24 protein-coding genes and 1 other RNA gene are annotated in these 25,860 nt (G+C 61.8%); 11 read left to right on the top strand and 14 right to left on the bottom strand.

The window, feature by feature from the left end; all coding sequences use genetic code 11:
• Positions 1-13: 13 nt before the first annotated feature.
• From AXK12_RS01285 to AXK12_RS01305, 5 genes are all read left to right on the top strand, one after another.
• On the top strand, positions 14-340 hold the full coding sequence (locus AXK12_RS01285) for an ATP-dependent Clp protease adaptor ClpS (RefSeq protein WP_068711000.1): 327 nt from the start codon (positions 14-16) through the stop codon (positions 338-340).
• The gene (locus tag AXK12_RS01290) at positions 327-782 is read left to right on the top strand and encodes a DUF2017 family protein (RefSeq protein ID WP_068710969.1); all 456 of its coding nucleotides are present in this window, start codon (positions 327-329) and stop codon (positions 780-782) included. Before AXK12_RS01285 ends, AXK12_RS01290 begins: the two co-directional genes overlap by 14 nt.
• Before the next feature lie 147 nt (positions 783-929).
• A non-coding RNA gene (gene ssrS, locus AXK12_RS01295) (6S RNA) lies at positions 930-1,110 on the top strand.
• A gap of 45 nt (positions 1,111-1,155) precedes the next feature.
• Positions 1,156-1,503: a hypothetical protein gene (locus AXK12_RS01300; RefSeq protein WP_068710970.1), complete on the top strand. Its 348-nt coding sequence runs from the start codon at positions 1,156-1,158 to the stop codon at positions 1,501-1,503.
• 37 nt (positions 1,504-1,540) lie between these two features.
• Entirely contained in the window at positions 1,541-3,793 is a 2,253-nt protein-coding gene (locus AXK12_RS01305; RefSeq protein ID WP_068710971.1) for a DNA polymerase domain-containing protein, read from the top strand.
• 43 nt (positions 3,794-3,836) lie between these two features.
• Here AXK12_RS01305 and rpe read toward each other — a convergent pair whose 3' ends face one another.
• The 7 genes from rpe to AXK12_RS01340 all read right to left on the bottom strand — a co-directional run bounded on the left by rpe (position 3,837) and on the right by AXK12_RS01340 (position 10,073).
• Positions 3,837-4,592 carry a ribulose-phosphate 3-epimerase gene (gene rpe / locus AXK12_RS01310; protein ID WP_082782556.1) on the bottom strand — a complete coding sequence of 252 codons (756 nt, stop codon included), beginning with the start codon at positions 4,590-4,592 and terminating at the stop codon, positions 3,837-3,839.
• A 56-nt stretch (positions 4,593-4,648) separates the two neighbouring features.
• Positions 4,649-5,200: an LPS assembly lipoprotein LptE gene (gene lptE / locus AXK12_RS01315; RefSeq protein WP_068710972.1), complete on the bottom strand. Its 552-nt coding sequence runs from the start codon at positions 5,198-5,200 to the stop codon at positions 4,649-4,651.
• A gap of 74 nt (positions 5,201-5,274) precedes the next feature.
• A complete protein-coding gene (gene bamD, locus AXK12_RS01320; protein ID WP_068710973.1) occupies positions 5,275-6,351 on the bottom strand; it encodes an outer membrane protein assembly factor BamD in 1,077 nt (358 codons plus the stop codon).
• 125 nt (positions 6,352-6,476) lie between these two features.
• Complete coding sequence (locus AXK12_RS01325) at positions 6,477-7,478, bottom strand: beta-ketoacyl-ACP synthase III (protein ID WP_068710974.1); 1,002 nt, start codon at positions 7,476-7,478, stop codon at positions 6,477-6,479.
• A gap of 73 nt (positions 7,479-7,551) precedes the next feature.
• Positions 7,552-8,682 (bottom strand): phosphate acyltransferase PlsX, encoded by a 1,131-nt coding sequence (gene plsX, locus AXK12_RS01330; RefSeq protein ID WP_068710975.1) that lies wholly within the window; start codon positions 8,680-8,682, stop codon positions 7,552-7,554.
• A 62-nt stretch (positions 8,683-8,744) separates the two neighbouring features.
• Positions 8,745-8,924, bottom strand: coding sequence for a 50S ribosomal protein L32 (rpmF, locus tag AXK12_RS01335; RefSeq protein WP_068710976.1), 180 nt, complete (start codon positions 8,922-8,924; stop codon positions 8,745-8,747).
• Between the two features lie 105 nt (positions 8,925-9,029).
• The gene (locus tag AXK12_RS01340; protein WP_197456946.1) at positions 9,030-10,073 is read right to left on the bottom strand and encodes an undecaprenyl-diphosphate phosphatase; all 1,044 of its coding nucleotides are present in this window, start codon (positions 10,071-10,073) and stop codon (positions 9,030-9,032) included.
• Positions 10,074-10,157: 84 nt separating this feature from the next.
• On the opposite strand from AXK12_RS01340, the gene trpD reads away from it, so the two are divergent.
• The 3 genes from trpD to AXK12_RS09220 all read left to right on the top strand — a co-directional run bounded on the left by trpD (position 10,158) and on the right by AXK12_RS09220 (position 13,509).
• Positions 10,158-11,207, top strand: coding sequence for an anthranilate phosphoribosyltransferase (gene trpD / locus AXK12_RS01345; RefSeq protein ID WP_068710977.1), 1,050 nt, complete (start codon positions 10,158-10,160; stop codon positions 11,205-11,207).
• Positions 11,204-12,700, top strand: coding sequence for a phosphohexomutase domain-containing protein (locus tag AXK12_RS01350; protein WP_068710978.1), 1,497 nt, complete (start codon positions 11,204-11,206; stop codon positions 12,698-12,700). Before trpD ends, AXK12_RS01350 begins: the two co-directional genes overlap by 4 nt.
• Positions 12,701-13,173: 473 nt before the next feature.
• Entirely contained in the window at positions 13,174-13,509 is a 336-nt protein-coding gene (locus AXK12_RS09220) for a tetratricopeptide repeat protein (RefSeq protein WP_068710979.1), read from the top strand.
• Positions 13,510-13,523: 14 nt separating this feature from the next.
• On the opposite strand, the gene AXK12_RS01360 is transcribed toward AXK12_RS09220, so the two are convergent.
• The 5 genes from AXK12_RS01360 to AXK12_RS01380 form a co-directional block, all read right to left on the bottom strand.
• Entirely contained in the window at positions 13,524-14,384 is an 861-nt protein-coding gene (locus AXK12_RS01360) for an EamA family transporter (protein ID WP_068710980.1), read from the bottom strand.
• 159 nt (positions 14,385-14,543) lie between these two features.
• A complete protein-coding gene (locus AXK12_RS01365) occupies positions 14,544-16,238 on the bottom strand; it encodes an ABC transporter permease (protein ID WP_231863474.1) in 1,695 nt (564 codons plus the stop codon).
• Between the two features lie 100 nt (positions 16,239-16,338).
• Complete coding sequence (rpoN, locus tag AXK12_RS01370) at positions 16,339-17,844, bottom strand: RNA polymerase factor sigma-54 (protein WP_068710981.1); 1,506 nt, start codon at positions 17,842-17,844, stop codon at positions 16,339-16,341.
• Positions 17,845-17,953: 109 nt separating this feature from the next.
• Entirely contained in the window at positions 17,954-18,286 is a 333-nt protein-coding gene (locus AXK12_RS01375) for a HesB/IscA family protein (protein ID WP_068710982.1), read from the bottom strand.
• 168 nt (positions 18,287-18,454) lie between these two features.
• Entirely contained in the window at positions 18,455-19,162 is a 708-nt protein-coding gene (locus tag AXK12_RS01380; protein ID WP_068711004.1) for a ubiquinone/menaquinone biosynthesis methyltransferase, read from the bottom strand.
• Between the two features lie 186 nt (positions 19,163-19,348).
• Here AXK12_RS01380 and AXK12_RS01385 point away from each other — a divergent pair, with 186 nt between their 5' ends.
• The 3 genes from AXK12_RS01385 to AXK12_RS01395 all read left to right on the top strand — a co-directional run bounded on the left by AXK12_RS01385 (position 19,349) and on the right by AXK12_RS01395 (position 22,316).
• Positions 19,349-19,693 carry an HU family DNA-binding protein gene (locus AXK12_RS01385; RefSeq protein WP_484481978.1) on the top strand — a complete coding sequence of 115 codons (345 nt, stop codon included), beginning with the start codon at positions 19,349-19,351 and terminating at the stop codon, positions 19,691-19,693.
• 358 nt (positions 19,694-20,051) lie between these two features.
• The gene (hisS, locus tag AXK12_RS01390; protein WP_068710984.1) at positions 20,052-21,359 is read left to right on the top strand and encodes a histidine--tRNA ligase; all 1,308 of its coding nucleotides are present in this window, start codon (positions 20,052-20,054) and stop codon (positions 21,357-21,359) included.
• Between the two features lie 111 nt (positions 21,360-21,470).
• Positions 21,471-22,316: a DUF4097 family beta strand repeat-containing protein gene (locus AXK12_RS01395; RefSeq protein WP_156468766.1), complete on the top strand. Its 846-nt coding sequence runs from the start codon at positions 21,471-21,473 to the stop codon at positions 22,314-22,316.
• A gap of 502 nt (positions 22,317-22,818) precedes the next feature.
• On the opposite strand, the gene AXK12_RS01400 is transcribed toward AXK12_RS01395, so the two are convergent.
• Both AXK12_RS01400 and trpE read right to left on the bottom strand, forming a co-directional pair.
• Positions 22,819-23,943, bottom strand: a complete 1,125-nt coding sequence (locus AXK12_RS01400; protein WP_082782553.1) for a sigma-70 family RNA polymerase sigma factor — start codon at positions 23,941-23,943, stop codon at positions 22,819-22,821.
• Positions 23,944-24,298: 355 nt separating this feature from the next.
• Positions 24,299-25,792 (bottom strand): anthranilate synthase component I, encoded by a 1,494-nt coding sequence (gene trpE / locus AXK12_RS01405; protein ID WP_068710986.1) that lies wholly within the window; start codon positions 25,790-25,792, stop codon positions 24,299-24,301.
• Positions 25,793-25,860: the final 68 nt, after the last annotated feature.

The following is a 25,860-nucleotide window of genomic DNA, read 5'->3' on the forward strand; positions in this document are numbered from 1 at the left end:
CAAGTTGTATGTGATGACTGTCATCGTGGAGACTTCCCCCGTGACTCATCCCGAGAGCGATACGCTCACGGAGAGGGCGCCTGCACGCCGCTGGCTGGTCGTCGTCCTAAACGACCCAGTCAACCTCATGTCCTATGTCGTGATGGTGTTTCGCAAGGTGTTCGGCTTCGACGAAACGGCCGCGCGTAAACACATGCTCGAAGTCCACGAACAGGGCCGCTCGGTGCTGTGGAGCGGCCCGCGCGAGCAGGCGGAGGCTTACGCTTACACGCTGCAACAATGGCAACTCACGGCAGTGCTCGAGAGCGAGGAGGGCGACGATGGCTATGCGAGTGATTGAAGTGCGCTTGAGCCTGGAGGTCGTCGTTCCGCTGCTTGAGGTCGTGACCGAAGCGGCAGAGCTGCTGTGCGAGGAGCCTTCGTCGGCAGTGCACTTAGCGAGCTTGCCTGATGATTTGCGCGAGGTTTGGCGCGCGGATTTGGTCGGCTCGCAGAAGAGCGACATCCACCAACTCCTCGGGCTATTTGGCGAAAAGTTTTTTGAAGAAGGGCTCGTGTATCTGGATGAGCAGAATGCAGAGCCTGTGCTGCGCGCTTGCGCAGCCGTGCGACTCCAACTGCACCGACGGCAGCTTCACGGGCTCAGCGAGGACGAGCTAGAATCCGGCGAGATTGAAGTCGCCAACCTCACCGAGCCCCTTCGCCGCGCATTCGTGGCGTATCTGTTTTTGGCGACGCTACAGGAGTTGATTTTGAGTCACCTGAATCCGATCGGCGAGTAGGAGGGGACGGCATGCCCATTTTGTGGGAGTGAGTTGAAAAAGAGTGGCACGGGTAGGCAGGCGACGAGTTCACCGAAGCCGGCAGACGCGGAGAATAAAGCGCCGCCAACCTTGACGCAGTGAGGGCGCCTCCTAGCCTCCGAGATCGACACCCTGTGGTGTGCGAGGTGCTTTCATTAAACAGCTCTTTGCCTTAAGAACCAACGGGAGCCAAGACCGCCGCGGAAGCTGCTAGGCCGTAAACCGGAAAGCAAACGCTGCGGGGGAGGTGCCCACCTAAACTTAAAAGGACGAGAGCCTTTGGGCACACGGCACCGGCGGGGTGTCACTTCTTTCGCCTAACCACTATCCCGTTACATTATTTTTCCACTGAATGAGCGCTGCCGAACTCCATAGCCTGCACATCCTCCACGTTTTCGCCGTATTCGTCCTCATCGGAACAACGTTTTTCGCCTGTGCTGGGCCTGCCGAGACGCGCAAACGGGTGCTGATGTGGAGCGGTATCGCGAGCTTGGTCGTCTTGCTCACCGGCTTTCGGCTTTGGCAAGGGCTTTACGGAATGGCCGGTATGTGGGCCGTGGTGAAGCTAGTCTGCTGGCTGGGGCTTTCGGCCTTTGGCGGCGTGGCCTACCGGCGGCGCGAAAAAGCGAAACTCTGGCTCAGACTTACGCTCGTGTTTGCCGCGATCGCTCTCGTGATGGTTTACCTAAAACCGTTCTGAGCCCGCTAAACCAAAATCCCGCGCAATCCTCCCCACCATGAGTAAAGGCCCACTCTGCGGACTTTGGATAGACGAACAGGGAAGGGCGCATACAGCCCGCGTAGGCGAGGGTGGGGCTCGGATAACAGCAGTTGAGGACTTCCTCCCTTTTGCGTGGCTGCAGTCTGCGCCGCTTAAGGAGTGTCCTTCTGAAGTCGAGATTGAGGCGCTAAAAGGCGGGGGCGTCTTTCAATTTCTCGCGCACGGGGGCGCGGGTACTCTCGCCACTTTCCAAGACTTCCTCAAAACCGTGCGCGAGGCGTCGGGCGGCTTCGCGAGCAGTCTCGATGTCCTAAAACCTTGGGAGAACCAATTCCTCCTCCAAAACCGCGAGCGACTGTTTTCCGAGATGCGCTTTAGCGAAGTCCGCCGCTGCCAACTCGACATCGAAACTAGCTCGGCGGACGGCTCGTTTAGCGATGCGCGCAAGCCCAAGGATCGCGTATTGGCGATTGGCCTACGCTGTGGTGGCGAAACCCGGCTCCTGATCCTCGCCGAGGAAAACGACGCGGCGGAAAAAGCGCTTTTGGAAGAGTTTAACGCGGTGCTCGCCGTGCTCGATCCTGACATCATCGAAGGGCACAACCTCTTTAAGTTCGACCTAGACTTCCTGAAACTGCGCAGCCAACGGCACAAAGTGCCCTGTGCATGGGGCCGCTTTGGCCAAGAGGCACGGTTTCGCTCTAGCCGCCTAAAAGTCGCCGAGCGCTGGGTCGATTTCCCGCGCTGCGACCTGCCTGGCCGCGCTATCATCGACACCTACTTGCTCGTCCAACTCTACGACATCACAACGCGCGAACTCAGTTCTTACGGGTTAAAGGCAGCCGCAGTTTATTTCGGCATTACTTCGGAGGGTGGCGCCGAGCGCACGTATATCGAAGGCAGCAAAATCGCCGCCTGCTACCGCGAAGATCGCGACCGCTTTTGCGCTTACCTCGCGGATGATCTGCGCGAAACCGAAGGCTTGGCGAACGTGTTGTTACCTACCTACTTCGAGCAAGCACGCGTCTTCCCGATTACGCTCCAAGATGCCGCACTGCGCGGTAACTCGACCAAGGTCGATCTCCTCTTTCTCGAAGAGTATTACCACGCCCGGCAAAGCTGCTCGCTGCCCAGCGAGGTCGAGCAATTCGAGGGCGGCTACACACGCAGCTTCCGCGAGGGCGTATTTAAAAACGTCCTCCATTTCGACGTCGCCTCCCTCTACCCGAGCCTGCTCCTCAATCTCGGGCGGGCACCGCACCGCGACACACTCGGCGTCTTCATCCCGCTGCTCACTCGCCTCCGCGAGTATCGCCTAAAATATAAAGCCCTCGCCCGCACTGCGGAGACGGAAGCGCTCCGCGCCGAATACACTGCGCGGCAGAGTGCCTTCAAAATCCTCATCAATTCTTTTTACGGCTACCTCGGTTTTGGCGGCGCGCGTTTTGGCGATGGTGCCCTCGCGGCTGAAGTTACGCGCCAAGGCCGTGAACTCCTCCAGCACCTGCTGGATAGTTTCGAGTCACTGGGCTGCACCTTGCTCGAAGCCGATACGGATGGCATTTACCTCGTTGCGCCCAGCGAAGCCGACTTTGCCCAACCCGAAACCTTACTTGCCAAAGTCGCGGGAGGGCTCCCGGCAGGAATCGAGCTCGAGTACGACGGCCGCTACGCCGCCATGTTTTGCTACAAGGCCAAGAACTACGCGCTCTACGATGGCCAAAAAGTCACCCTGCGCGGCAGTGCGCTGCGTTCGCGCGGGATTGAGCCTTTTCTTAAGAAACTCTCCGACCATCTCATTCGTTACCTACTGGGCGCGGAGACGCGCCGCACCGAGGACTTACTTGCCGAGTATCGTGCGAAAATCGCTGCGGGCACGCTTCCTGTAACCGAGCTGGCGAAAGGAGAAACGCTCCGGCAAAATCCCGAAGCTTACGAAAAGTTCATCGCCGAAGGCGGGAAACCTCGCCGCGCTTCGGCCGAAGTCTCGTTGCGCATGGCCCCGCGCCCACGGATGGGCGAGCGCGTTAGTTACTACATTAGCCCCAAGCAAAAAGGGCAAACGAGCACTTGGGCGCGCGCCCGTGCACTGGCCGAGTTCGACCCGCAAACGGATCCCTACGACGCGAAGTTTTACCTCGACAAACTCAGCGACTGGCAAGACCGCTATGCCGCCTTCCTCGACTCGGCAGAGTTAGAAAAAGTCGAACAAATAGGGCCCGCCGGAGCAGGGAACTCTCCCGACGGGCAAGCTGAATTGGCTTTCTAAACGCGCACACCCTGCCAGCTCCCTGCGGGCGTTTTCCAAACGCTCACAGGCTCTCGACGCTTCGGGCGAAGGCGGCGAGGTCGGGCGCTTTGAAGAAGGCGGTGCCGGCCACAAAGGTGTCGGCCCCAGCGGCGCGGCAGGCGCTAGCCTCGCTCAGCCCAATCCCTCCATCGACTTCGAGCCGCCACTGCCAGCCGTTTTCGCGTCGCCAGCCGTCGAGGGTTTTTAGCTTTTCGAGCATCGCGGGGCGAAAGGATTGGCCGCCAAACCCGGGTTGCACAGTCATCACGAGGACGAGGTCAACGTCGGCCAGCAGGTGGCGGACAGCTTCGGCGGGCGTGTCGGGGTTGAGGACGATGCCACATTGGCAGCCGAGGGAGCGGATTTCGGCCAGTGCGCTGGCGTGGTCGTAGTCGGGCTCGATGTGAATGGAAATCAGATCGGCTCCGGCTGCGGCGAAGGCTTTTAGGTAACGCTGCGGCTCGGAGAGCATCAGGTGCGTGTCGAAGAAAGTCTTCGACTCATTCACTTGCAGCTCGCTCGTTGGCGAGGTGTGGGAGCGCGCGTTTTCTTTTTCGGCGCGGCGGAGCGCGGCGAGAGTTTCGGGGCCGAAGCTCAAGTTGGGGACGAAGTGGCCGTCCATGATGTCGAGGTGCAGCCAGTGTAGGCCGACTGCGGCGACTTGAGCCGCACTTGCGGCGAGCCCGGCGTGGTCGCCCGCGAGGAGCGAGGGCGCGAGAATTGAGGGCAGTGGGGGCGGTTTCGCCCCGGTGCCGTGAGGAGAAAGTAGAGCGGGCATGTCCATCGTGGCGTTCGCGGGTTTTGCGAGTGCAGCCGTGGACGGTTTCCGCTTCGTCACCAAGTGTCGAGAACAGCGTGGATGGCTTTGTCGGCGAGGTCTTGGGCAAGGAGCGGCAGGATCTGATACTCGGCTTGCTGCTGACCGCCGTCGGCAAAGATATCTCGGCGAATCTCAATCGGGCGTGCGCTGAAATAGGGCTTGCCCGTGCCGGGCTCTGCGCCTTCGCGCAGCGTCATTTCGGCGATCAGGACGACGGTGAATTTTCGCGCGAGGCCGGTATCGTCCGGGTCGGCAGTGGCGGTGTCGCGGCGGTAGTTGCGAATGGTGATCTCCAGCACTGCACCAGCGGCGGTGGGCGTGGCCGCGAGCGTGACGCGGCCATCGCGTGAGAAGCGTTCTCGCACTGCGCCGGTCAGGACGGCATCGGCTTGCGGGATGAGGGCGCGCATTTTTACAGGCGCGACGTAGAGCGTGGAGAAGGCGAGTGGGGCGCTTTGCGGAGTCCCGAGTTGGTAGCCGCAGCCAGTGAGAAAGAGCCCGCCGAATGCAAAAACCGCGCTTAATAGAGTGAGCGGAAAAAGGCGGGACGAAGAGGAGCGCGGCATGGGTTTAGGAAAACGAGGGATGGGGAGCGGCGCGTGTGACTTGTGACGCGGCGGGCGCGTGAGGGCGCGTTTTTTTAGAAAAACAGGAAGCGTTTTTTCCGTTTCGCCCGAGCGGGTGCGGCGTCGTCAGCGGGTTGGTGTTTGGCGGCGGCGGCTTCGACTTTGACCAGTTGGGCGCGGGCGCGCTCGGCGATTTCGGAGTCGGGGTAAGTCGTAATGGCTTCGTTATAGAATACGCGGGCAGCGGTGTAGTTGTCGCGTTTCTTGAAATAGAAATCGCCCATCTTGACTTTGCTTTCGGCAAGGACGGTGCGCATTTCGTCCAAGCCTTCTTCGGCGCGGGCTACGCCCGGGTCGCCGGGGAAGAGGATTAGGAAGTCCTCAAAGTAGGTGGCGGCTTCTTGAGTAGAGGCTTGGTCGTACTCGGGGCCGTCGACGAGGCTGGCGTGGGCTTCGGCGAGCCGGAGGTAGGCATCGGGGCCGAGCGGGCTGTCGGGATAATTGTTAATCATCCGGTCGTAGGCGTCGATGGCCTCTAGCTCGTTACCGAGGTGTTGGTGGCCGCGACCGATGGCCATCATGGAGAGCGGCGCGTAGTCGCTGTAGGGGGCTTCCCAAACGACAACTTCAAATTGTTGGACGCCTTTGGTGCGGTCTTTGAAGCCGGGGATGAGGCCCCACCAGCGGTTGCGCGCGCCTTCAAGCATCGAGCTGGCGATCTGGTATTGGCGACCGACGATTTCGTTAAAGCGGTCGGTGTTGGGGTAGCGGGCGATGAGCTGCGAGTAGGCGTCGAAGGCCTTGTTGTATTGGTGCCGCTTGAGGTAAAGGTCGGCACTGCGGTAGAGGGCTTCGGGGGTGTAAATGGAGGTCGGGTAGCGTTTGACGACTCTGCGGTAGCGTTTGACGGCGGCACCGTTGTTGCCGCGTTCCTCGGCGGCGCGGGCGCGGTTCATGAGCGCGAGTGCGCTTTTGCGGTCGTCGAGTGATGAGAGGCCCACGGGCGTACCGCTCTCACTGCTCCAGCCGCTAGCAGGATCCCAAGTTACGTCGACAGCGCGGGCGGCGGGCGCGAGGAGCGAGAGAGCGATCAGGGCGGCGGTGGAGAGCAGGCCACGGAGTGCGACGGCGCGATTTTTTAGGAAGGCCATGATTGGGAAAACAGACGTAGAGGGAAAAGTGGGAAGGTGGGAGGCCGATCGTGCACAGGGAGCGGAGCGGCGGACTCGGGATTCGGGCGCACTAGGGACTTTGCCGAAGGGCGCCGGAAACAGGACTACCACCGAAGCAGGGCCGAACCGTAGGTCAAGCCCGCCCCAAAAGCGACGAGCAGCGTAACGTCGCCGGAGCGGATGCGCCCGCTGCGTCGCGCCTCGTCGATGGCGATAGGGATGGAGGCGGCGGAGGTGTTTCCGTAGCGGTCGACGTTTACGAAGAAGCGCTCGAGCGGGATTTGGAGGAGTTTGGCGACGGCTTCGATGATGCGGAGATTGGCCTGGTGCGGGATGATTAAGGAAATGTCGTCAGGCGTGAGGCCGTTTTTCGCCAAAATGTCGCGGGCACTTTCGGCCATTGCGCGGACGGCGAGCTTAAAGAGCTCTTTGCCCTTCATCTTGATGAAGTGATCTCCTGCGGCGATTGACTCGGCGGTGGGCGGGTGGGTGCTGCCGCCTTTGGGGATGTAGAGGAGGTCGAGGCTGTCGCCGTAGGCACCGAGTTTGATGTCGATCAGTCCGGCGGTGTCGTCGGGTTCGTCGCTCGCACCAAGGACGAAGGCGGCGGCGCCGTCGCCAAAGAGCACGCAGGTCGTGCGGTCGCTCCAATCAATGATGGTGGAGAGTTTTTCGGAGCCGATGAGCAGTGCGCGTTTATAGCGGCCGGACTGGAGCATGGCGGCCGCCGTATCGAGCCCGTAGACAAAGCCCGAGCAGGCCGCGCTGATGTCAAAGCACGCGGTGGTGGGCGAGAGCCCGAGCTTGTGCTGCACGCTGCACGCGGAGGCGGGCATGCTGAGGTCGGGGGTGATGGTCGCGAGGATAAGCAGATCAATCTCGCTGGGGGCGACTCCCGCGTCGGCGAGTGCCGCGCGCGCCGCGGCTGCGGCCATGTCGGAGGTGCCTTCCTCGGGGCCTGCGACGCGTCGCTCGCGAATGCCGCTGCGGGTAACTATCCACTCATCGCTGGTTTCGATTTTGGCGGAGAGTTCGGCGTTGGTAAGCACGCGGCTGGGCGCATGTGCGCCGGTGCCGAAGATGCGGATAGTGGGGGGCTTAGCCATAGAAAGAGGAGGGTACTTGGGCGGTGTCGCTGCGCTTCTGTGTGTGGGCTCGTGTGCGCCGCCGCGCCGAGAGTTAGTTTTGTGGTGAAGGTGGGGGCGAGGAGGCGATCTCCGCGCGGGCTTGGGCGGATGAGGAGAGCAGCGGGGCGGCACGGCGCACATCGGCTTCGATGTGTTGGTTCATCTCCGCAGTGATGATTTCGCCTGCCGCGCAAATCGCCGCGCAGATGGCGGTGCGCTTACTGGAGCCGTGCGCTTTTAGGATATTGCCGCGCAACCCGAGGAGGGGGGCGCCGCTGTGGCTATCGGGATCGATGCGAGACTTGAGCGCGCTGAAGGCGCCCTTGGCCATCAACGCACCGGCCATGCGCAGCGGGTTGGCGCGAAGCTCGGTTTTGATGATGGAGGAGAAAAACTTAACGAGCGACTCCCAGCTTTTGAGCATGATGTTGCCCACGAAGCCGTCACAAACGACGACGTCCACGCCTCCGCCTCCAGCCTCAGCGAAGACTTGGAAGCCCTCGATTTGGCCCGAGTAGTTGAGGATGCCCGCATCGTGCGCACTGCGGAGCAGGGCATGCGCCTCGGCGGTGAGTGCGTTGCCCTTACCTTCTTCGGTGCCGATACTCATGAGCCCGACGCGAGGCGCAGTCGTGGCTTTCGTGTGTAATCGCACCCGGCAATAATGGCTGCCGAGTATGGCGTTGTGCAAAAGGTGCTCGGGGCGGGCGTCGGGGTTGGCCCCAGCGTCGATTAGCACGAAGTGGCCGCCTGCACGTGGGACGACGGCAGCGAGTGCCGGACGGGCGACCCCCTGCATGGTGCGCAGTCGCAGCGTGCCTCCGGCCATCAGTGCGCCCGTGTTACCGCAACTGACGACGACGCTCGCGGAGCCGTCTTTCACGAGCTCAATCGCCCGGAGCATTGAGGAGTTTTTTTTGCGGCGCAGCGCGAGCACGGGCTTGTCATCCATCGTGATGACTTCGGGCGCGTGCAGGAGGGCGAGGCGCTCGCTGTCGCCGACGCGGAGTCCGGCACGGTCGAGCAGTGGCACGAGCTGGGCTTCGTCGCCGACTAGCGTGATCGGGTTGAGCGCAGGCTGCTGGGCGAGCGCGAGCTTCACGGCCTCGACGACCTCGGCTGGGCCGAGATCACCGCCCATGGCATCGACGGCGATGCGCTGGGTGTCGCGAGGCTGGGGCATCTGTGTCGCGATGCTGGCGTTTTTAGAGGGGAAGGGCAAATCGGCGCGCGTGCGACGCGCGATTAGACCTCCACGTTGAGCACTTGGCGTCCGCGATACATGCCCGTCTTCGGGTTCACATGGTGCGGGCGAAAGAGGCTTCCATCGGTCGGATCTTTGGCAAATTCAGGCGCTTGGAAGGCGTTGGCTGCGCGGCGGTTAGCACTGCGGCGCTTGGATTGCTTACGTTTGGGTTGAGCCATGATTGCGTGATGTTGAAGGAGAGTATTGCGCCGGTTAAGACGGCCCGTTTCGGGCGTAAAAAGGGGCGGAGTTAAGAGGGCGGGCAGAGGCTGCGTCAAGCGCACTTATAGGTAAACCACAACGGCGACTGCCGCAGCCAGCACGAGCCGGTAGAGTGCGAAGGGGGCAAGCCCACTGCGTGTGAGGATTTTTATTAAGAACTTAACTGCCAGTGCAGCCGAGATTGCTGCGACAGCCATCCCGAGCAACACGCTCGGTGCGCCAAAAACAGCGATCATCTCGGGCCCGCTGCGCCAGCCTTTGAGGATGGCTGCGCCTGCCAACACGGGCAGCCCGACGAGGAAGCTAAACTCGGCGGCGCGTGCGGGGCTGAGCCCTGCCCAGTAACCGCCGACAATTGTGAGCATCGAGCGGCTCGCCCCGGGCCAAAGCGCAAGGCACTGGATGAGGCCGACTTTTAGGGATTCAGTCGGCGTGAGTTGGGCGGGCTGTTTATCGGCGTCGGTCGGGTGCGCTGCGGACGGAGTCTTTTTTCGCCTCCACGCTTCAACCGCGAGCATGAGCACGGCTCCGCCGACGAGCCCGCCGATCACGGCAGCGACGGAGAAGAGGTAGGCTTCGATAAAGTCGCTGGCGAGCAGCCCGACGAGCGCGACTGGCACGAAGGCGAGCACGAGGTTTCGCAAGAGCAGCAGTCCCTCGCGGTCGCGGCCGAGGAGCCCGCGCAGCAGTTTTAGGCAGCTCGGCCAATACAGCGAGAGCACGGCCAAAATCGCGCCGACTTGGATGACCACCGTGTAAGTGTCGGCAGCGACTTTGATGGTGAGCGGTTCGCCTTCGGGTGCATCGGGGTTGGGGGGCTTGTGCCAGAGTGGGCTGCCCGCCGCGTCGCGCAGCGCTTCCTCGGAGTCTAGGGCGAGAAACTGGTTTGTGAGGATGAGGTGGCCGGTCGAGGAAACGGGCAGAAACTCAGTCACGCCCTCGACGAGCCCGAGGACGATGGCTTGACCGGGCGTGAGCGGGGCAAGCGGCGCGGCTACCTCGCTGTGCTCAGGCGTTTCCGCGCGGGCGTGAGCACGCGTTGTAAGAGTAAACAGGCACGCAAGCGCGAGCGTAGGGAAAGACAGGATAGGGAGGTTTCGACGCACAGAGTGGCGTTTGCTGCGGGGTTTTGAGGTAGAGCGCAAATTGATTTGCGGCACTGCGACAGGCTTGGCTGCCTAGATGCCGATATGCCGATTTTACATGAATTGACTACGCAGCTCTTGGGGGGGCGGGAGCTGTCGTCAGAGCAGGTCGAGGCAGCGGCAGCGGCGCTCGAAGCGCCCGAAGTGTCGGGCTCGATGAAGGCGGATTTTTTGCGTGCCTTGGCCGATAAAGGCGAGAGTGCCGAGGAGATTGCGGCGTTTGCGCAGGCCTTTCGCCGCCGCGCGATTGATCCCAATATGTCCGACTGGTCGGAGCGGGCGATCGATATCGTCGGGACAGGCGGCGACCATTCGGGCGGGTTTAATGTATCGAGCTTGGTCGTCCTGACGCTCGCCGCGGCGGGTGTTCCGGCGATGAAGCATGGCAACCGCGGCATCACCTCGAAGTGCGGTAGCGCGGATATTCTCGCTGCGCTGGGCGTCGATTTGTTCGCGCCGCCCGCTGTGCTGCGAAAGGCGATGGAGCAACTCGGCTTTGTGTTCTTTTTTGCGCCCAACTTTCACCCGTCCTTCAAGCATATCGCGCCGGTGCGCAAGGTGCTCGCAACACAGGGCAAGCGCACGATCTTCAATATCCTCGGGCCGCTCATCAATCCGGGCCGTCCCGCGCATGTGTTGCTCGGCAGCTTTTCCCCCGATTGGGTGCCGCGCCTCGCCGCCGCGTTGGCCGCTCTGGAGCCGCAAGCCGGGCTCGTCGTTCACGGCGAAATTGCGGCAGGTAAGGGTATCGACGAAATCACTACCGCGACGCGGAACCGCGTCCTTGGTGTGGGCCGCGCCGCTCAGGTCGATGGGACTTGGGAGGCCGAGCACTATGGGCTCCAAGCCGCTTCGTTTTCCGAACTTCAGGGCGGCGACCTTCCGCAAAACCTCGCCCTCGTGGACGCGCTCTTGGCAGGTAAAGGCCCGCGAGGGCTCGAAGATACGATCGTGCTCAATACGGCGATCGCGCTCTGGCTCGTTGGCAAAGTCGACAAAATCGAGGACGGCCTAGCCCCGGCGCGCGAGCTGCTCGTCGGCGGCGCTGTGCGCCGCAAAATTGAGGACACCCGTCAATTTTACCGCAACGCATGAGCCGCCTCTATTTTGGCACTGACGGCGTGCGCGGGCCGGTGGGCGGCGCACTCGTAAATCCTTCTTTTTTTGCTCGATTGAGCGTAGCAGCGTGCGAGTGGGCGAAGCGGACGAAGTGCGCCGCGCAGCGAGAGCCGGCGAGCCCGCGCCACGATGCGAGCGCCGCCGAGGAAAGCCGTTTCCCGCTGCGTGTGCTGATTGGCCGGGACACTCGGGCGAGTGGGCTGGAGCTAGAGCAGGGCGTGGTCGCGGGTATTCTGGCCGCAGGCGGCGATCCGGTTTTGTTGGGCGTGCTGCCCACGCCTGCTGTTGCGCGTGCGGTCAAGACGAGCGGCGCGGCCCTCGGCGTTGTCATTACCGCCTCGCACAATCCTGCGAGCGACAACGGCATAAAGTTTTTCACGGCTTTAGGGACGAAGCTCACCGACGCCGACGAGGCGGAGATTGAAGCCCTACTGCCTGAATCGGTTCCGATGCCCGAGCCGGTCGAAGTGGCCGAAGTGGCGACCGATACGAGCGCGCTCGAGGGCTACGTCACAGGGCATACCGCACTTCTGCCGCCGCAGTCCTTGGCGGGCTGGCGAATCGCGGTCGATACGGCCAACGGCGCGACGGTCGGCGCGACGCCCGCTGTCTTGCGTGCGCTCGGCGCAGAGGTCGTGGGGCTCGGTGACGCACCGGACGGACACAACATTAACGCGGGGCTCGGCAGTGAGCACCCCGAGCAACTCGCCGCGCTGGTGTGCGAGTCCGGGGCGAGGCTGGGCGTCGTTCACGATGGCGATGGCGATCGCTGCATTTTGGTCGATGAGTTTGGCGCGGTGCTCGATGGAGATGAGATTTTGACGCTTCTTGCGCTCGACGCGCTGCGGCGCAGCGCACTCGCGCAGCGCACGCTCGTTATCACCGTGCAGAGTAATCTGGGCGTCGATGTGGCGCTCGGCGCGGCGGGCGGGCGCGTGCTCCGCACCAATGTCGGCGACCGCTACGTCAGCGAATGTATGCGAGCCGAAGCGGCGATGCTCGGCGGCGAATCCAGCGGCCACATCATCTGTGCGGATGTCTCGCCGACGGGCGATGGACTTGTGACCGCGCTGCGCGTAATCGATGTCATGCGTCGAACGGGGGAGCCGCTCTCCTCCCTGCGCAAAGCCCTCAAAAAATTCCCCCAAAAGACCTCTGCGCTTTCGGTTCGTGAACGGCGCGACTTGGCCGGATGCCCGCAACTCCAAGCTGCGATTCAAAAGTGGGAATCACGGTTTGGCCGCAACGGCGACGCGGCGGCTGGCCCGGTCTGCGATCGCGACAACGCGCCAAATAAAACCGCAGCGGACGGCTCTCGCGACTGTGGCCTGGCAGTGGGCCGCGTGATGGTGCGCTATTCGGGCACCGAGCTAAAACTGCGTTTCTTGGTCGAAGCCGCGGACGAAGCGACCGCCAGCGAAGCGCTCAGCGCACTCGAGGCGGCCGCCTCAGCGGATGGGCTTTTGTGAGCGAGCTATGAGGCTCCTAGACGAATGTTTAAGCGGCCGACTTTAGCGGATTTTAGCGCGTGAGGTTCGAGCAAATTTCGGAACTGCACTCGGACTCTGCGTTGGGGGAGGACTAAGGCTTGCGGAGTTTTTCAGAGCTGGGCTAAGTGGGCGGTGCCATGTCGGACGCTGCGCCCCACTTGCCTAGTTCGCTGGATGTGTTGAGTGCGGTCGAGCGGAGGCGTTTTGAAAAGGCACGCTGTGCCTTTGAGCAGGGAGACTGGGCATATGCGTTGAGTGCGTGTGGGGTGCTGCTTACCGCGCATCCCGAGTGTTTGCCGGTGCGGCGGCTTCAACGGGCGGTGCTTTTGAAAAAGTTTCCTAGGCGCGCTGGCTTGCTAGGGAAGCTCTCCGCTGCGCTTACGCGGCGTTTACTTTGTTTTGGCAGAACCCGGGCGAAAAGGAGTGCTTCGGAACAAATCGCCCACGCGGAAATGCGCTTAGGGAAAAATCCTTACGACACGGCAGCCCTCCGGCTTTTGGGGGAGGCGGCGAGTGAGCTCGGCTGGGTGGAGACGGCGGTCTTCGCCTACGAGGCGATTTGGGACTTGGAGCCCACTCGCCAGGCAAACTTGCTTGCGCTAGGCGAAGCTTTGCTCAGCGCCCAACGCGCCGCCGATGCGCTCAAAATTGCTGACACCCTCCTTGCCGAAAATCCGGTGGATAGCGCAGCGCAGGCGCTCATGCGTAAGGCGTCTATCGCCCAAACGCTCGGCAAAGGAAACTGGGAGGAAGCGGGCGATTTTCGCGCAAAGCTCAAGGCGCAGTAGTCGTTGCGCGGCGGCTACGCTTTCTGGGTTTTCTCAAACCAGCCTTCGGCGAGAGCCACGGCCGCGAGCATCACTGCACCGCTTAGGAGTAGCCGTGTGAGGTCAGCGTCTTCGCCGAAGAAGACGAGCGAGACGAAGACGCCAATGGGGACTTTGGCGTTATTCATCACGGCGAGTGTGCCTGCGTTGACGCGACAGGCTCCGAGGTTCCACCAAAAGAATCCGACTCCGGAGGCGATGGTGCCTAGGTAGGCAATTATCCCCAGTTGCGCCGCGCTTGGGCGAAAGGCGAGCCAGTCTGTGGTCACGAGCGAAGCGGCGAGGGCCGCCCCGAGCGCGCCGAGGTAGAGGAGGCCGACGAGCGCGGCTTCGCTTAGCTGTGGCGCGCGGGCGCGTTCGCGCCGCCAAGCGAGTTGGCCGAGCGCAAAACACAGGTTGGAGACTTGCATGAGCCCAAAGCCGAGCGCGATTCCTGAAAGCGCGAGCGAGTTCCAGAGCATCAGGGAGGCACCAATGAACGCGAGCAGCGCCGCGCCGAAGTGCCGCCACGCCCAGCGTCGCTCAATTACTGCGTCGAGCAGCGCGACAAAAACGGGGGTAAATATCGTAAAGAGCACGACCTCGTGCGCCGCCAAAAATGCGAAGGCGCGCAGGTAGATGACATACATGAGGCCGAATTGCAGTGCGCCGATGGCCGCGAGTCGGCCGGCTTGCGCGAGCGAGATTTGGCGCAGTTTTAAAAAGGGCAGGAAAACGAGCGAGGCACAGAGTAGCCGCAGAACGACGACGGCGGTCGGGTCGAGCGCAGTGAGTTGGTCTTTGATGAGGCCGAACGAGAAGGCCCAAGCGAGAGAGGCGAGCAGGAGGTAAAGCATAGGGCGTGTCGCCTGCATTGCGGATAAGAGGAGACGCAGCGCGAGCTTTTCTCCACCTGCACTACGTGTGGGGAGTCTGTGCCTCTTTTCATTTTGGCGGGCCGCTCGTTGGAGGCCCGTCTATTTGCCTCAGCGTCCACGCGCCCGCGTCGGTCGCCGTTATGCTCTAAACAATGCGCCGAGGTTTTTCCCAAGTAAGCGCGTCATCCCGACAAGGGTCACGCCGAGGAAGGCCATCGCCCACACACCGAGTGCGCTGGCGATAAACTTGCCCTCACCAATGAGTTGGAAGAGCTCCATAATCGCTTTGGTGATCGGATAGTAGAGCTGTTTTTGGGCGAGAATGAGTGAGTCGGAGACCTCGAGCATCGCGAAGGAAAAGGCGAGTAGCCCACCGGCGATGAGGTTGGCCATGATGAGCGGAAGCGTGATTTTGACCGTGGCTTTGAGCGGTGGACTGCCGAGGCTTTGCGCAGCCTCTTCGAGCGTTTCGCTGGTTTGCTGAAAGCCCGCGACTGCCGAGCGCACGACATAGGGCAAGCGGCGCACCGAGTAGGCGATGACGAGCAGCACGGTCGGGTTTTCCACGGGATTGAGAAACGCAAACGCCTTTCCCTCCTGCGACATCGCGAGGTAGCCAAAGGCGAGCACGAGCCCGGGCACTGCGAGCGGCATCATTGCCAAAAAATCGAGGATTTGGCGGCCCGCGAGTCGGCTGCGCACGACCACGTAGGCGATGGCGACTCCGAGCACGATATCAATGGCGGTCGAGAGGCTGGCAAATTTTAGGCTGTTGGCGATTGCGGGGACGGTGAGTTCGTGGCCGAGCGCGAGCGCGAAGTTCTCTAGCGTAAAGTGCTGCGGCAGCACGGTGGCATACCAGTCGGGCGAGAACGCGACGAGCACGACGCCGAGGTGCGGCAGGATGGCGACGAAGGTCACCGCGGCGAAAAGCAGCGTGCAGGCCGTGCGGGGCAGGGGCCGCAGCGTGCGTGGAGCGCTGAGCGTCGTCGCCTTCGGGCTTGCGGCGTGCGCGGCGCGGCCAAAAAGCCCTTTGCCCAAGCCATAGAGCGCGACCGAGCTGCCAAGCATCACCGCGACTAGCGCGTAGGGAAAGGGATTCCCGCCGATGTCGCGCAGTCCGTAGTAGATCTGGACAGGAGTCACCCGTGCGTAGTCGAAAACGAGCGGCGTTCCTAGCTCGGTAAAGGCCCAGATAAACACAATCGTGCCGCCCGCAAAGAGCCCCGGTCTGATGAGCGGCAGCGTGATTTTAAAGACGCGTCGTAAACCCGTGCAGCCGAGATTTTCGGCGGCCTCCTCCATCGCGGGATCGATGTTGGCGAGCGCGGCAGTCGCGTTGAGGTACACGATCGGGTAGAGCGAGAGGGCTTCGATGAGCGCAATCCCCCAGAATCGGTTGAGCGCGAACCAGTCGAAGGCCCAGCCTTCGGGGCGCAGTCCGAGCGCGATGATGAGCGCATTGACCGCGCCGTATTGGCCGAAAATCTGCTTGATCCCAATCGCACCGACGAAGGGCGGGAGAATCATCGGCACGAGGATGAGCGAGGAGAATAGTCCCTTTGCCGGAAACAAGAAGCGGTCGGAAATAAAGGCGAGCGGCAGCGCGATTAGCAGCGAGAGCGAAGTCGCCGCACAGGCGAGGAGGAAGGAGTTACGCAGCCCGCCTAAGTAGAGCGGATCGCTTAGCAGCACTGCAAAATACTCGGTCGTGAAGCGGCCATCTGCATCGAAAAAGCCGCCCTTTAGAATCTGCAAAATCGGCCAAAGAAAAAACGCGGTGAAGAACAGCAATGTCAGGGCAAACACGAGCCGGGCCGCAGTTTTGGACATGGGTGCGGAGTCTGGGACGCGCCCGAGTCGGGCTCAAGTCGCTTATCAGTCGTTTGCGGCGGCGAGTTTCGCGAAGACGTCGAACTCAACAAGTTCGGCTTCAATGATCCTTACGCAGGTTGCTTGGCGGGAGGTTTAAGGCCTCGCGGTATTTGGTTACGGTGCGGCGGGCGAGGTGTAGGCCGCGTTCGCGCAGTTTTTCCACAATCGCTTGGTCGCTTAGGGGAGCGTCCCGATCTTCGGCCGCGATGAGGTCGGCAATCCATTCTTTTACGCTGGTGTTGGCGACTGGGGTTCCGCTGTCGGCTTGGTAGCCGGTAGTGAAAAAGTAGCGCAGCGGGAAGAGGCCGTGTGGGGTTTTGATAAACTTGTTGGCCGCGGCACGGCTGACAGTCGTTTCGTGCACGCCGAGTCGCTCGGCGAGTTCGCCCATTGTGAGCGGTTTTAGGTGGGTCGGGCCGTGCTCAAAAAATGCGTGTTGGAGTGTGAGCAATTCACGGGCGAGGCGTTCGAGCGTGTGTTGGCGTTGTTCAATCGAGTCGATGAGTGTGCGTCCGGCCCGCATGCGTTCGCGCAGGTAGTCGCGTTCGCTTTCGGCCAGTGTGCCTTTGGCGATGAGGTCGCGATAGGTGGCGGAGATGCGCAGGCGGGGGATGTAGCGGCGGTTGAGCATGAGTTGCCACTGGCGGTCGGAGTCGCGCCACACCTCGATGTCGGGCTCGATGATTTGATTACTGTCGGCGGCGAAGCGGCGGCCGGGCGCGGTGTCGAGTCGTCCGATGAGTTCGATGGCGCGCTGCACCGCTTCAGGGCTCGCGCCAAGTGCACGGGTGAGTTCGCCGATTCGGCGGCGGGTGAGCAGCTCGAACTGCTCGGCAATGATTCGCTCTGCGAGCGCGAAGCTCGCTGCGCTTTCCTCGCTGTGCTCCGCCGGCAAATCTTGGTCAGCGGTCTTGTGGCGGAGTTGGAGTAAGAGGCATTCGGGGAGCGAGCGTGCGCCGATGCCGGGTGGGTCGAAATTGCGGAGCGCTTCGGCAGCGGTGCTGATGTCGCTGAGCGCGAGGCCCGATTGGGCGGCGGCGTCTTCGAGCGATTGGCTAAGGAAGCCGCGTTCGTCGAGCGCACCGATTAAGTAGTCGAGTGCGCGCTGTTGTGCGGGCGAGAGGTCGGCGAGTGCGGCTTGTGCGGCGAGCTGTTCGTAGAGTGAAGGCGCGGCCACGAGCGAGTCGAAGAAGTGCTGTCTGCGCTCGGCATCGGCATTCGAGTAAGGTTGCTGCGTGTCGGAGCCGGAGGGCAGGAGCGGTTCGCCACTTTTCGCAAAATCGAGTTCAGCGGGCGAGGGCAGCGTGGACTCGTTTTCGGTAGATGGGCTTCCGGCTTCGGCGTGGCCACTCGGTGGTGTGGGCGGGGCGTCGAGGCTGATTGAGTCCGAATCGCTTGGGAGTTCTTCGAGCGTGGGATTTTTTTGCAGCTCTTCCTGTATCTCGGCGTGTAGGTCGATGGCGGCGACTTGTAGGAGCTTGAGTGCTTGGCGCATCTGCGGCGCGAGCACGAGGGACTGCGTCTGCCGCTGCTCTTGGGAGTGATAAAATTCTGGGGCTGCCACAGTGGGTTGCGGGCCGATTTATTTGGCGAGTCGGCGGCGTAGGCGCGGCTTCTGGCCGCGCGGCGCATTAGTGAGTCGAGTGAGCAGGCGGCATCGAGAATGCCTCATCTTAGCTGAAAGACTTACCGCAGCCGCAGGTCGATTTGGCATTGGGGTTTTGGATTTCGAAGCCTTTTCCCTGTAGGCCATCGTCGAAGTCGATACGGCTGCCGCTCATATGTGCGAGGCTGTCGGCGTCGATGAGGAGGCGCACGCCTTCGCTTTCGATTTCGGTGTCGCCGTCCTTCGGCGCATCGAAAGACATGCCGTATTGGTGGCCGGAGCAGCCGCCGTTTTCGACGAGGACGCGCAGCAACTGCTTATCATCCGCAGCAGTCGTTGCGGTGTTGGCTTCTTGCATGAGGCGGATCTGAGCGGCAGCACGGGGCGTTAGCGTAATCATACGTGCGCGGAAATTGTTCGGAGGCGTTTTCCTGTCAACGGGTCGCAGGTTCTTTCGTGCAGCGGCGCGACTGACGACGTGCACAGGACAGCCCTAGCCGCCAAGGCGGACGCACTTGGCGCTGCCGAGCCGTCGTCACGTGTTGGCGCGTCGTCAGAAGCGGATTTCCTACTGGGTGACGGTGCATTGGTGCAGCGCGACGATGCCGCCGGTCATCCGTGTGGCGCGCACATCTGCGAAACCGGCTTCACGAATCTCGGCGGCGAGCGCGAGGTGGTCGGGGAATTCCTCAATTGTTTCGTTTAAATAGCGGTAGGCGGCGCGGTCACGTGTGACGAGTCCGGCGAGCGGCGGTAGGATGTGCCGCAGGTAGAAAAGGTAGAGCGGGCGAAACCAGCCCCACGCTTGCGAAAACTCCAACACGTAGAGTCGTCCGCCGGGCCGCAGCACGCGGCGCATTTCGCAAAGTGCACGGTGACGGTCGGCCATGTTACGCAGCCCAAAGGAGATGGTGACCGCATCCACGCAGGCGTCGGGCAGCGGCAGGTTTAGGCCGTCGCCCTGTAAAAAACGGAGCGACGGGTAGGCCGCGTTACCGCCTGCTGCGGCTTTCTTGGCCTCTGCTTGGTCGAGCATGGGTTGGCAAAAGTCCATGCCCGAAACCTCGACTCCGGGCATGGCGCGGCACAGCGCAAAGGCGACATCGCCGCTGCCGGTTGCCAGGTCGAGGACATCGCGCGGCGCGGCGCGGCGGACGCGCCGCACGAGTCGCCACCGCCACCAAAGGTCAGTGCCACCGCTGAGCAAGCGATTGGCCAAGTCGTAGCGCAGCGCGATACGGGCGAACATTGAGTTTACGGCTTGTGGGTCGGGCATGGCGTCGTCGGGCGGAGAAGCGCGGTAGGCTGCAAGAGGAGTCGCAGAGAAAAAGAGGCGCAGACTGTGCGATGCAATTCGGAGCGAGTGCGAGTCATATTCAAATTGACGCAATCGAGGAACTGTTAATGGTTTAGCCATTGCTTTACTCTGTTCTCCCGAATCTCCCAACCGCTAGCGAAAGGAATAGTCATGTCTAACAACCTCACGAAACGAGAGATCGTGCTCGAAATCTACAAGAAGACTGCGTTCCCCCAAAAGCAGATCGTCGACACCGTGCAGCTCACTCTCGACATCATCCAGAAGGCCCTCGCCAAAGGGCGCAACGTGGAGTTGCGAAACTTCGGGGTGCTAGAGGTACAGGTGCGCAAGTCGCGTGTCGGGCGTAACCCCAACAAGCCCGAGCGCGAAGTCGTCATCCCGCGCCGCGCCGTCGTGAAGTTTAAGTCCGGCAAAATGCTGAAACAGCAGCTCAAGAAAATCGACCTGAGCAAACTAAAGTCGGCGGACAGCGAGTCGGACGACGATTGAGCCCCTGAAAAGGAGGGGCTGTGACCGTAACCAAGACGGCGGCGCGCCCGCGGCTTCGTCGTCTATAGATCGGGCCCATAAATAAACTACGTTTATGGGATTCAGGCGATGCTGTCGGTCATGCCGCATGCATCTATTTGCGGGCCGGATCAATGGGCCGATCCCGACTTTGCTATCCGAAGTGCCAAAGGAAGCAGCGCTTTTCATATGAATCGGGAGGGCAGGCGCCCTATGCGCGCTCGGGGGAGCGGCCCGAGTGTCGCCCTGCGTTTAAGCGAGTATCAAACGCGTCTACTCTTCCTCTTTGCCAAAAAAGGAGTGACGAGCGAGCAGGCCGCTTTGCAAGGTCGTCGCCCTTATGTCGGCTTTTCAGACCCTGCCCGGATTTCGCGAGTTTTACCCCGAGGAGCTTCTTCGGCGCAACTACCTGTTCCGGCTTTGGCGGCAGACTGCTGTGAACTTCGGCTTCAGCGAATACGATGCGCCGGTGCTCGAAGCGCTCGAGCTCTACAAGGCCAAGTCGGGCGACGAAATTGAGGCACAGCTTTTCAGCTTTACCGACAAGGGCGGGCGTGCCGTGACGTTGCGGCCCGAGATGACGCCGACCGTGTGCCGCCTAGTCGGCGCAAAGGCCAACGCGCTCAAGCGGCCCATCAAATGGTTTAGCATCGGCGAGTTTTACCGCTACGAGCGGATGCAGCGCGGTCGCGGTCGCTGCTTTTTTCAGTTTAACGCTGACATTTTTGGCGAGCCGGGCGTGGAGGCTGAGAGCGAGCTAATCGGACTTTTGGTGCAAAATCTCTGCGCCTTTGGGCTCACAGAGGCGGACTTTTTTGTGCGGCTAAGCGACCGTGATTTGTGGGTGTATTACTTGAGTGCACTCGGGCTCGATGAGCCGCGTATCAAGGCCGTCCTTACGGCGGTCGATCGCTACGAAAAACACGGTGAAGCCGCGTTTAAGGCGTATGCGGAAGTGTTTGGGGAAATCCCTGCTGAGCTGAAAACGCGAGTCGTGGAGTTCCTTGGCGTGAAGTCGCTCGACGGGTTGGAAGCCATACTCGCTGCGCTGGGCGACGAACGGATCGTTGCCCGTTTGGGCGAGTGGCGAAAACTCCTGGGTAATCTCGAGGCGATGGGACTCTCGCGATTTGTGCAGGTCGATTTAGGCGTGGTGCGCGGGCTCGCTTACTACACGGGCTTTGTCTTCGAGGCCTTTGACCGAAAGGGCGAGTTGCGCGCAATCGCGGGCGGTGGCCGTTACAACGACTTGTTGGGGAAACTCGGCTATGCAGACATGCCTGCGGTGGGTTTTGCGATTGGCGATATGACCTTTGCGCTGCTCCTAGAGCAACGCGGGCTAATGCCGCCGCTACTTAGCGCGCCCGATGTGTATTGCGTGATTGGTGACGGCGAGGCCGAGCGACATGCCGCACTCGGGGCGATTCAGTCACTGCGCGCCTCTGGGTTGCGGGTGGAGTATTCGCTAAAGCCGCTGGCCTTCGGAAAACAGTTTCGGGCGGCGACGGATGCGGGGGCGCGGATCGCGCTGATTTTTGGCGGCGACGAAGTGGCGCGCGGCGTCCTAAAACTGCGCGACTTAAACGAGCGCAGCGAACGCGAAGTGCCGCTTGCCGCTGTAATCGAGAGCGTCCGCTCCGCGTTTTGAGCTACGTAGTCTGCCCCTCGATACGTAGCTCGGCGACTACGCAGCCCATTGACGGAGCGGACTGTCGGCGGCTCGACTGCGCAGCCTATGCGTTCCCTTTTTGTCTGTTCTTTGCTTTCACTGTTATTGGGGCAGTTTGCCGTACAGGTTCGTGCCGATTCGGATGGCGACGGTTCGCACGAGTTTTCCGAGCCGCGATCGCTGAAGCTCGATTACTCAGGTGTGCGTTGTGTGGTCTTTAATGTTAGGGAAAACAAACTACGCGTAGACGCCTCCCCGCATCCGCAGCCCGTGCTCTCAGGCTATGTCTGCGCGACGAGCGAAGCGCAGTTGGCCAAGCTGACGCTGCAGCAAGAGCGGCAGGGCGACCGGCTATTGGTGAGTCTGCTGCGAGAGGAGGCAGAGGTGAAAGATAAGGAGCAGCCGCCGAGCGACTCCTTGCGGAGCTATGGCTACATGGACTTGCGAGTGGCGGTGCCCTTAGAAATCGGGGTCGAGGTGAATGTGACTTCGGGCGATGCTTGGGTGACGGGCGCGCATTCGCTTACGGCTAAAGTCGGCTCGGGCGAGCTCGAGGCGCGGCGGATCCCGGGCGCAGTGATCCTGAGTGTCGGCTCGGGAGAAGTGGAGTTGCGCGACATTGGTTCACTCACGGTGGGCTCGATCGGTTCGGGCGAAGTGGATGTCGAAAATGTGCGCGGACTCGTGCGAGTGAATAGCATCGGCTCCGGGGCTTTCGACCTAGAAGGGGCCGATGGCGATGTGAAGATTGAGGCCGTCGGTAACGGCGAAGTGGATCTCGAGCGTGTGCGTGGCAGCGTGACGGTGGGCTCACTCGGAGCAGGGGATCTGGAAGTCGAGGACGTGGCCGGAGATTTTATAGTAAAGGAGCGCGGGCATGGACGAGTCGAGTGGCGGCGAGTTGGCGGCGTAGTGGAAATCCCACAACAGCGCTGAGTGACTGCGGTGCCCGACCGCCTCGGCGTCTGTTCCTGTCTCGCGCGGCCACGCTAATACTTTCCCACTGCGCGTGGGGCGGCGGTCAGTGACCGCTTCCATTCAATTTGGGATTTCGCATCGCGCTATCGCGCGAAAGCGAAATCCCAAATTTGAAAGCACTCCCCCTGTCGCGTTGCGACAGGGAGGGGAGTCAAAAGGAAAGTAGAGTGATAACCCGTTTGGGCGAGGTGGGGAAAATCACTAATAAACACCCGCCGCCAAGTTTGGGCTCCTTTCTACCGAAGGCTTGGTTGCCGTGCGCATGCACGGCAACCAAGCCTTCGGTAAATGGGTGCAGCGATGGACGGCGGGCCGCCAACACTTGACGACGGCTCGGCGACTAAAGTCGTCCTGTGCACGCCGTCAGGCCCGCCGCCAAATAAAACAGCCTGCGGCTGCGCCCCACGCGTAGTGGAAAATCTGCCTCCGGCGCGGCTCGCGTTGCAAACGGGAGCAGATCCTAATCGTGAGTTTTGGAGGCGGCGAAATTGCGAAGGGTTTGGAGGCGTTGGACGCGACGGCGCTCGTCCTCCACCTCGTCCGCACTGCGGATGGCCTCGTGTTTGGCCATGGCCCGCCGTATTTTGTTGAGCGCGAGGTATTCGAGCTGGCGGATGCGCTCGCGGGTGACGTGGAAATGGCGGCCCACTTCTTCGAGTGTGAGCGGTTCGCGGCCTTCCAAGCCGAAGCGCAGGCGGATGATCTCGGCTTCGCGCTGGTCGAGCGAGGCGATCATTTCGTGCAGGTCGGAGTTTTGGAGGCGGTTGCGGAGGCTGTCGAAGGGGTTGATGGCGTTTTCGTCGCCGATGATCTCGCCGAGGCTAGAGGAGTCGGAGTCGTCGCCTAGGGGCGCGTCGAGCGAGGCGGGGCGCACGCTGACGCTTCTTAGGTGGGCGACTTTGGCGGTGGGGATTTGCAGTTCGCGCGCGATTTCTTCGTCAGTGGGTTCGCGGCCTAGCTCTTCGTTGAGGGCCGCCGCCGTGCGCCGCATTTTTGCGATTTTATCGACGAGATGGACGGGCAGGCTGATGGTCTTGGACTGGTTGGCGAGTGCGCGCTTGATCGACTGTTTAATCCACCACGCGGCGTAGGTGGAGAGTTTGCCGCCTTTGGCGGGGTCGAAGCGTTCGACCGCTTTGACGAGGCCGATGTTGCCTTCGGAGATGAGGTCAAGGAGGGGCAGGCCGAAGTCTTTGTAGTCCATCGCGATTTTCACGACGAGGCGCAGATTGGCCTTAATCATGTGTTCGCGGGCCGCTATGTCGCCTTTTTGGATACGCTCGGCGAGGGCGATTTCTTCCTGAATGGTGAGGAGCGGGGTTTTGGAGATTTCCTGTAGATAAATCTGCAGGTTGGAGCGCTCGCTGGGCGGGTTGGCCGGTTCAGGCGCGGGCGCGGCGCGGGCTTCTAAAACAGTGGAGGCTGCGGAGGGAAACTTTGGCGCGGTGTCGAGCGGGGCAGTGATTGGCGAAGCGACTGCGGCGGCTTGGCGCGCAGGGGGCTTAGTGGGGCTAACGCTAATGCCGTCGTCGCTGGCGGCGGGGCGGTCGGTCGTCTGGCGGGCGAGGGAGGTCTTTGGCAGCATAGTGGTATATCCTCTCTTTTTTAGGATCACTGCCGCACAGTCAGTCGTCCGGCGGTGATGCTGTTATGGTGGGGTTTCTTCTTAGGAAAATTCGATTCCCAGTAGCTTAGGCCGTTCCCAAATGAGCTTGGGCGTTACTCGAGGGAAGCGAAGCCTAGAATGCCAAAATATGCGTAGTTTGGCGCGCCAATTTGGCCCTGCGGGCTGTGCCACAGAGGACTCTACGCCCGCGCGATACTTTAGGCACGCTGCAGATTTTGCCTGCTTCGCCGGGCCCCAGCCCTAGCACGGAGCGCACTTTGGGTGCGTCATGCTGCCGTGCGGGTGTAGGTGTGAATACTTACCGCGGAAATACTTACCTAGCGCCGGCGACGCCCACGGCTTTGAAGAGGGCGGAGGCTTTGTTGATTGATTCTTGGTATTCGCCTTCGCCGGTGGAGTCGGCGACCCAGCCGCCGCCGGATTGGATGTAAACTTGGCCGTCTTTAATAAGTGCGGTACGCAGCATGATGCAGGTGTCGGTGTTGCCGTCGTAACCGAAATGGCCGAGGGCTCCGGCGTAGAACCCGCGTTGGAGCTGCTCGAGCTCGGTGATGATTTGCATGGCGCGGACTTTGGGCGCGCCGCTGACGGTGCCGGCGGGGAAGGTGGCACGCATGAGGTCGAAGGCGTTTTTATCGGCGGCGATGCGGCCTTCGACTTGGGACACGATGTGCATGACGTGCGAGTAGCGCTCGACGGTCATGAAGTCGGGGACGGTGACGGTGCCGTATTCACAGACGCGGCCGATGTCATTTCGGGCGAGGTCCACGAGCATGAGGTGCTCGGCTTTTTCCTTCTCATCGGCGAGGAGTTCGCGTTCGAGCGCGGCGTCTTCGGCGGGGGTCGCGCCGCGGCGGCGTGTGCCCGCGATGGGGCGGATCTCCACGAGCCCGTCGGTGAGTTTGACGTGGACTTCGGGCGAGGCGCCGACGAGCGAGAAGTCGCCCGTCTCTAGGATAAACATGTAGGGCGAGGGGTTTACGGTGCGGAGCGCGCGGTAGAGGTCGAGCGGGCTTTGGGCAAAGGGTTTGGAGAAACGCTGCGCGCCGACGACTTGGATGATGTCGCCCGCGCGGATGTAGCCTTTGGCGGTTTCGACGGCGGCTTCAAAGTCGGGCTGAGTGAAATTACCGCTGGGGACTTTAATGGGTGGGGACTCGGGGAGCGGTACGGGCGCAAGCGGGGCGGGTTGGCGGAGGATTTCGTAGAGGGCGTCAATCTCGTTGACGGCGCGGTCGTAGGCTTGGGCTGCGTCTTCGTCATCGCCGATGTGCGCGTTTACGCAGAGGCGGAGCGTCTGTTTGGCGCGGTCAAAGATGAGCAGCGTATCCGAGAGCATGAAGTAGAGAAGCGGCAGGCCGAGTTCGTCGCGCGGGGCTACGGGGACGGTGGGCTCGATGCGCATCACGTATTCGTAGCCGAGGAAGCCGACTGCACCGCCGGTGAAGCTGGGGAGCTCGGGGAGGCGGACGGGCCGGTAGCGCGCCATCTCGTCTTCGATTAATTTAAGCGGGTCAGCGGGGGTGGGGACGTGGCGGACGGGTTCGGCCGCGGCGGGCTCGCGGATTTGCGTAGTCTCTGGCCCGCAGGCGAAAACTTTGCGCGGGCGGCAGCCGATGAAGCTGTAGCGGGAGAGGCGTTCGCCGCCTTCGATGGATTCGAGGAGGTAGGCGGGGCCCGCGTTGCGAAGCTTGGCGTAGGCCGAGACGGGTGTCTCAAAGTCGGCCATGAGGTCGGTGTAGACGGGGACGACGTTGCCGTGCGTGGCGAGTTCGACGAAGGCATCGCGCGAGGGATGGATGTTCATGACGGGAAAGAGCGAGATAAGGCAGGCATTGGGCGGCGAGTTAAGGGACGCGGGCTCGGCGGCTTCCG

It is taken from the genome of Cephaloticoccus capnophilus, assembly GCF_001580045.1.
Taxonomy (GTDB): domain Bacteria; phylum Verrucomicrobiota; class Verrucomicrobiia; order Opitutales; family Opitutaceae; genus Cephaloticoccus; species Cephaloticoccus capnophilus.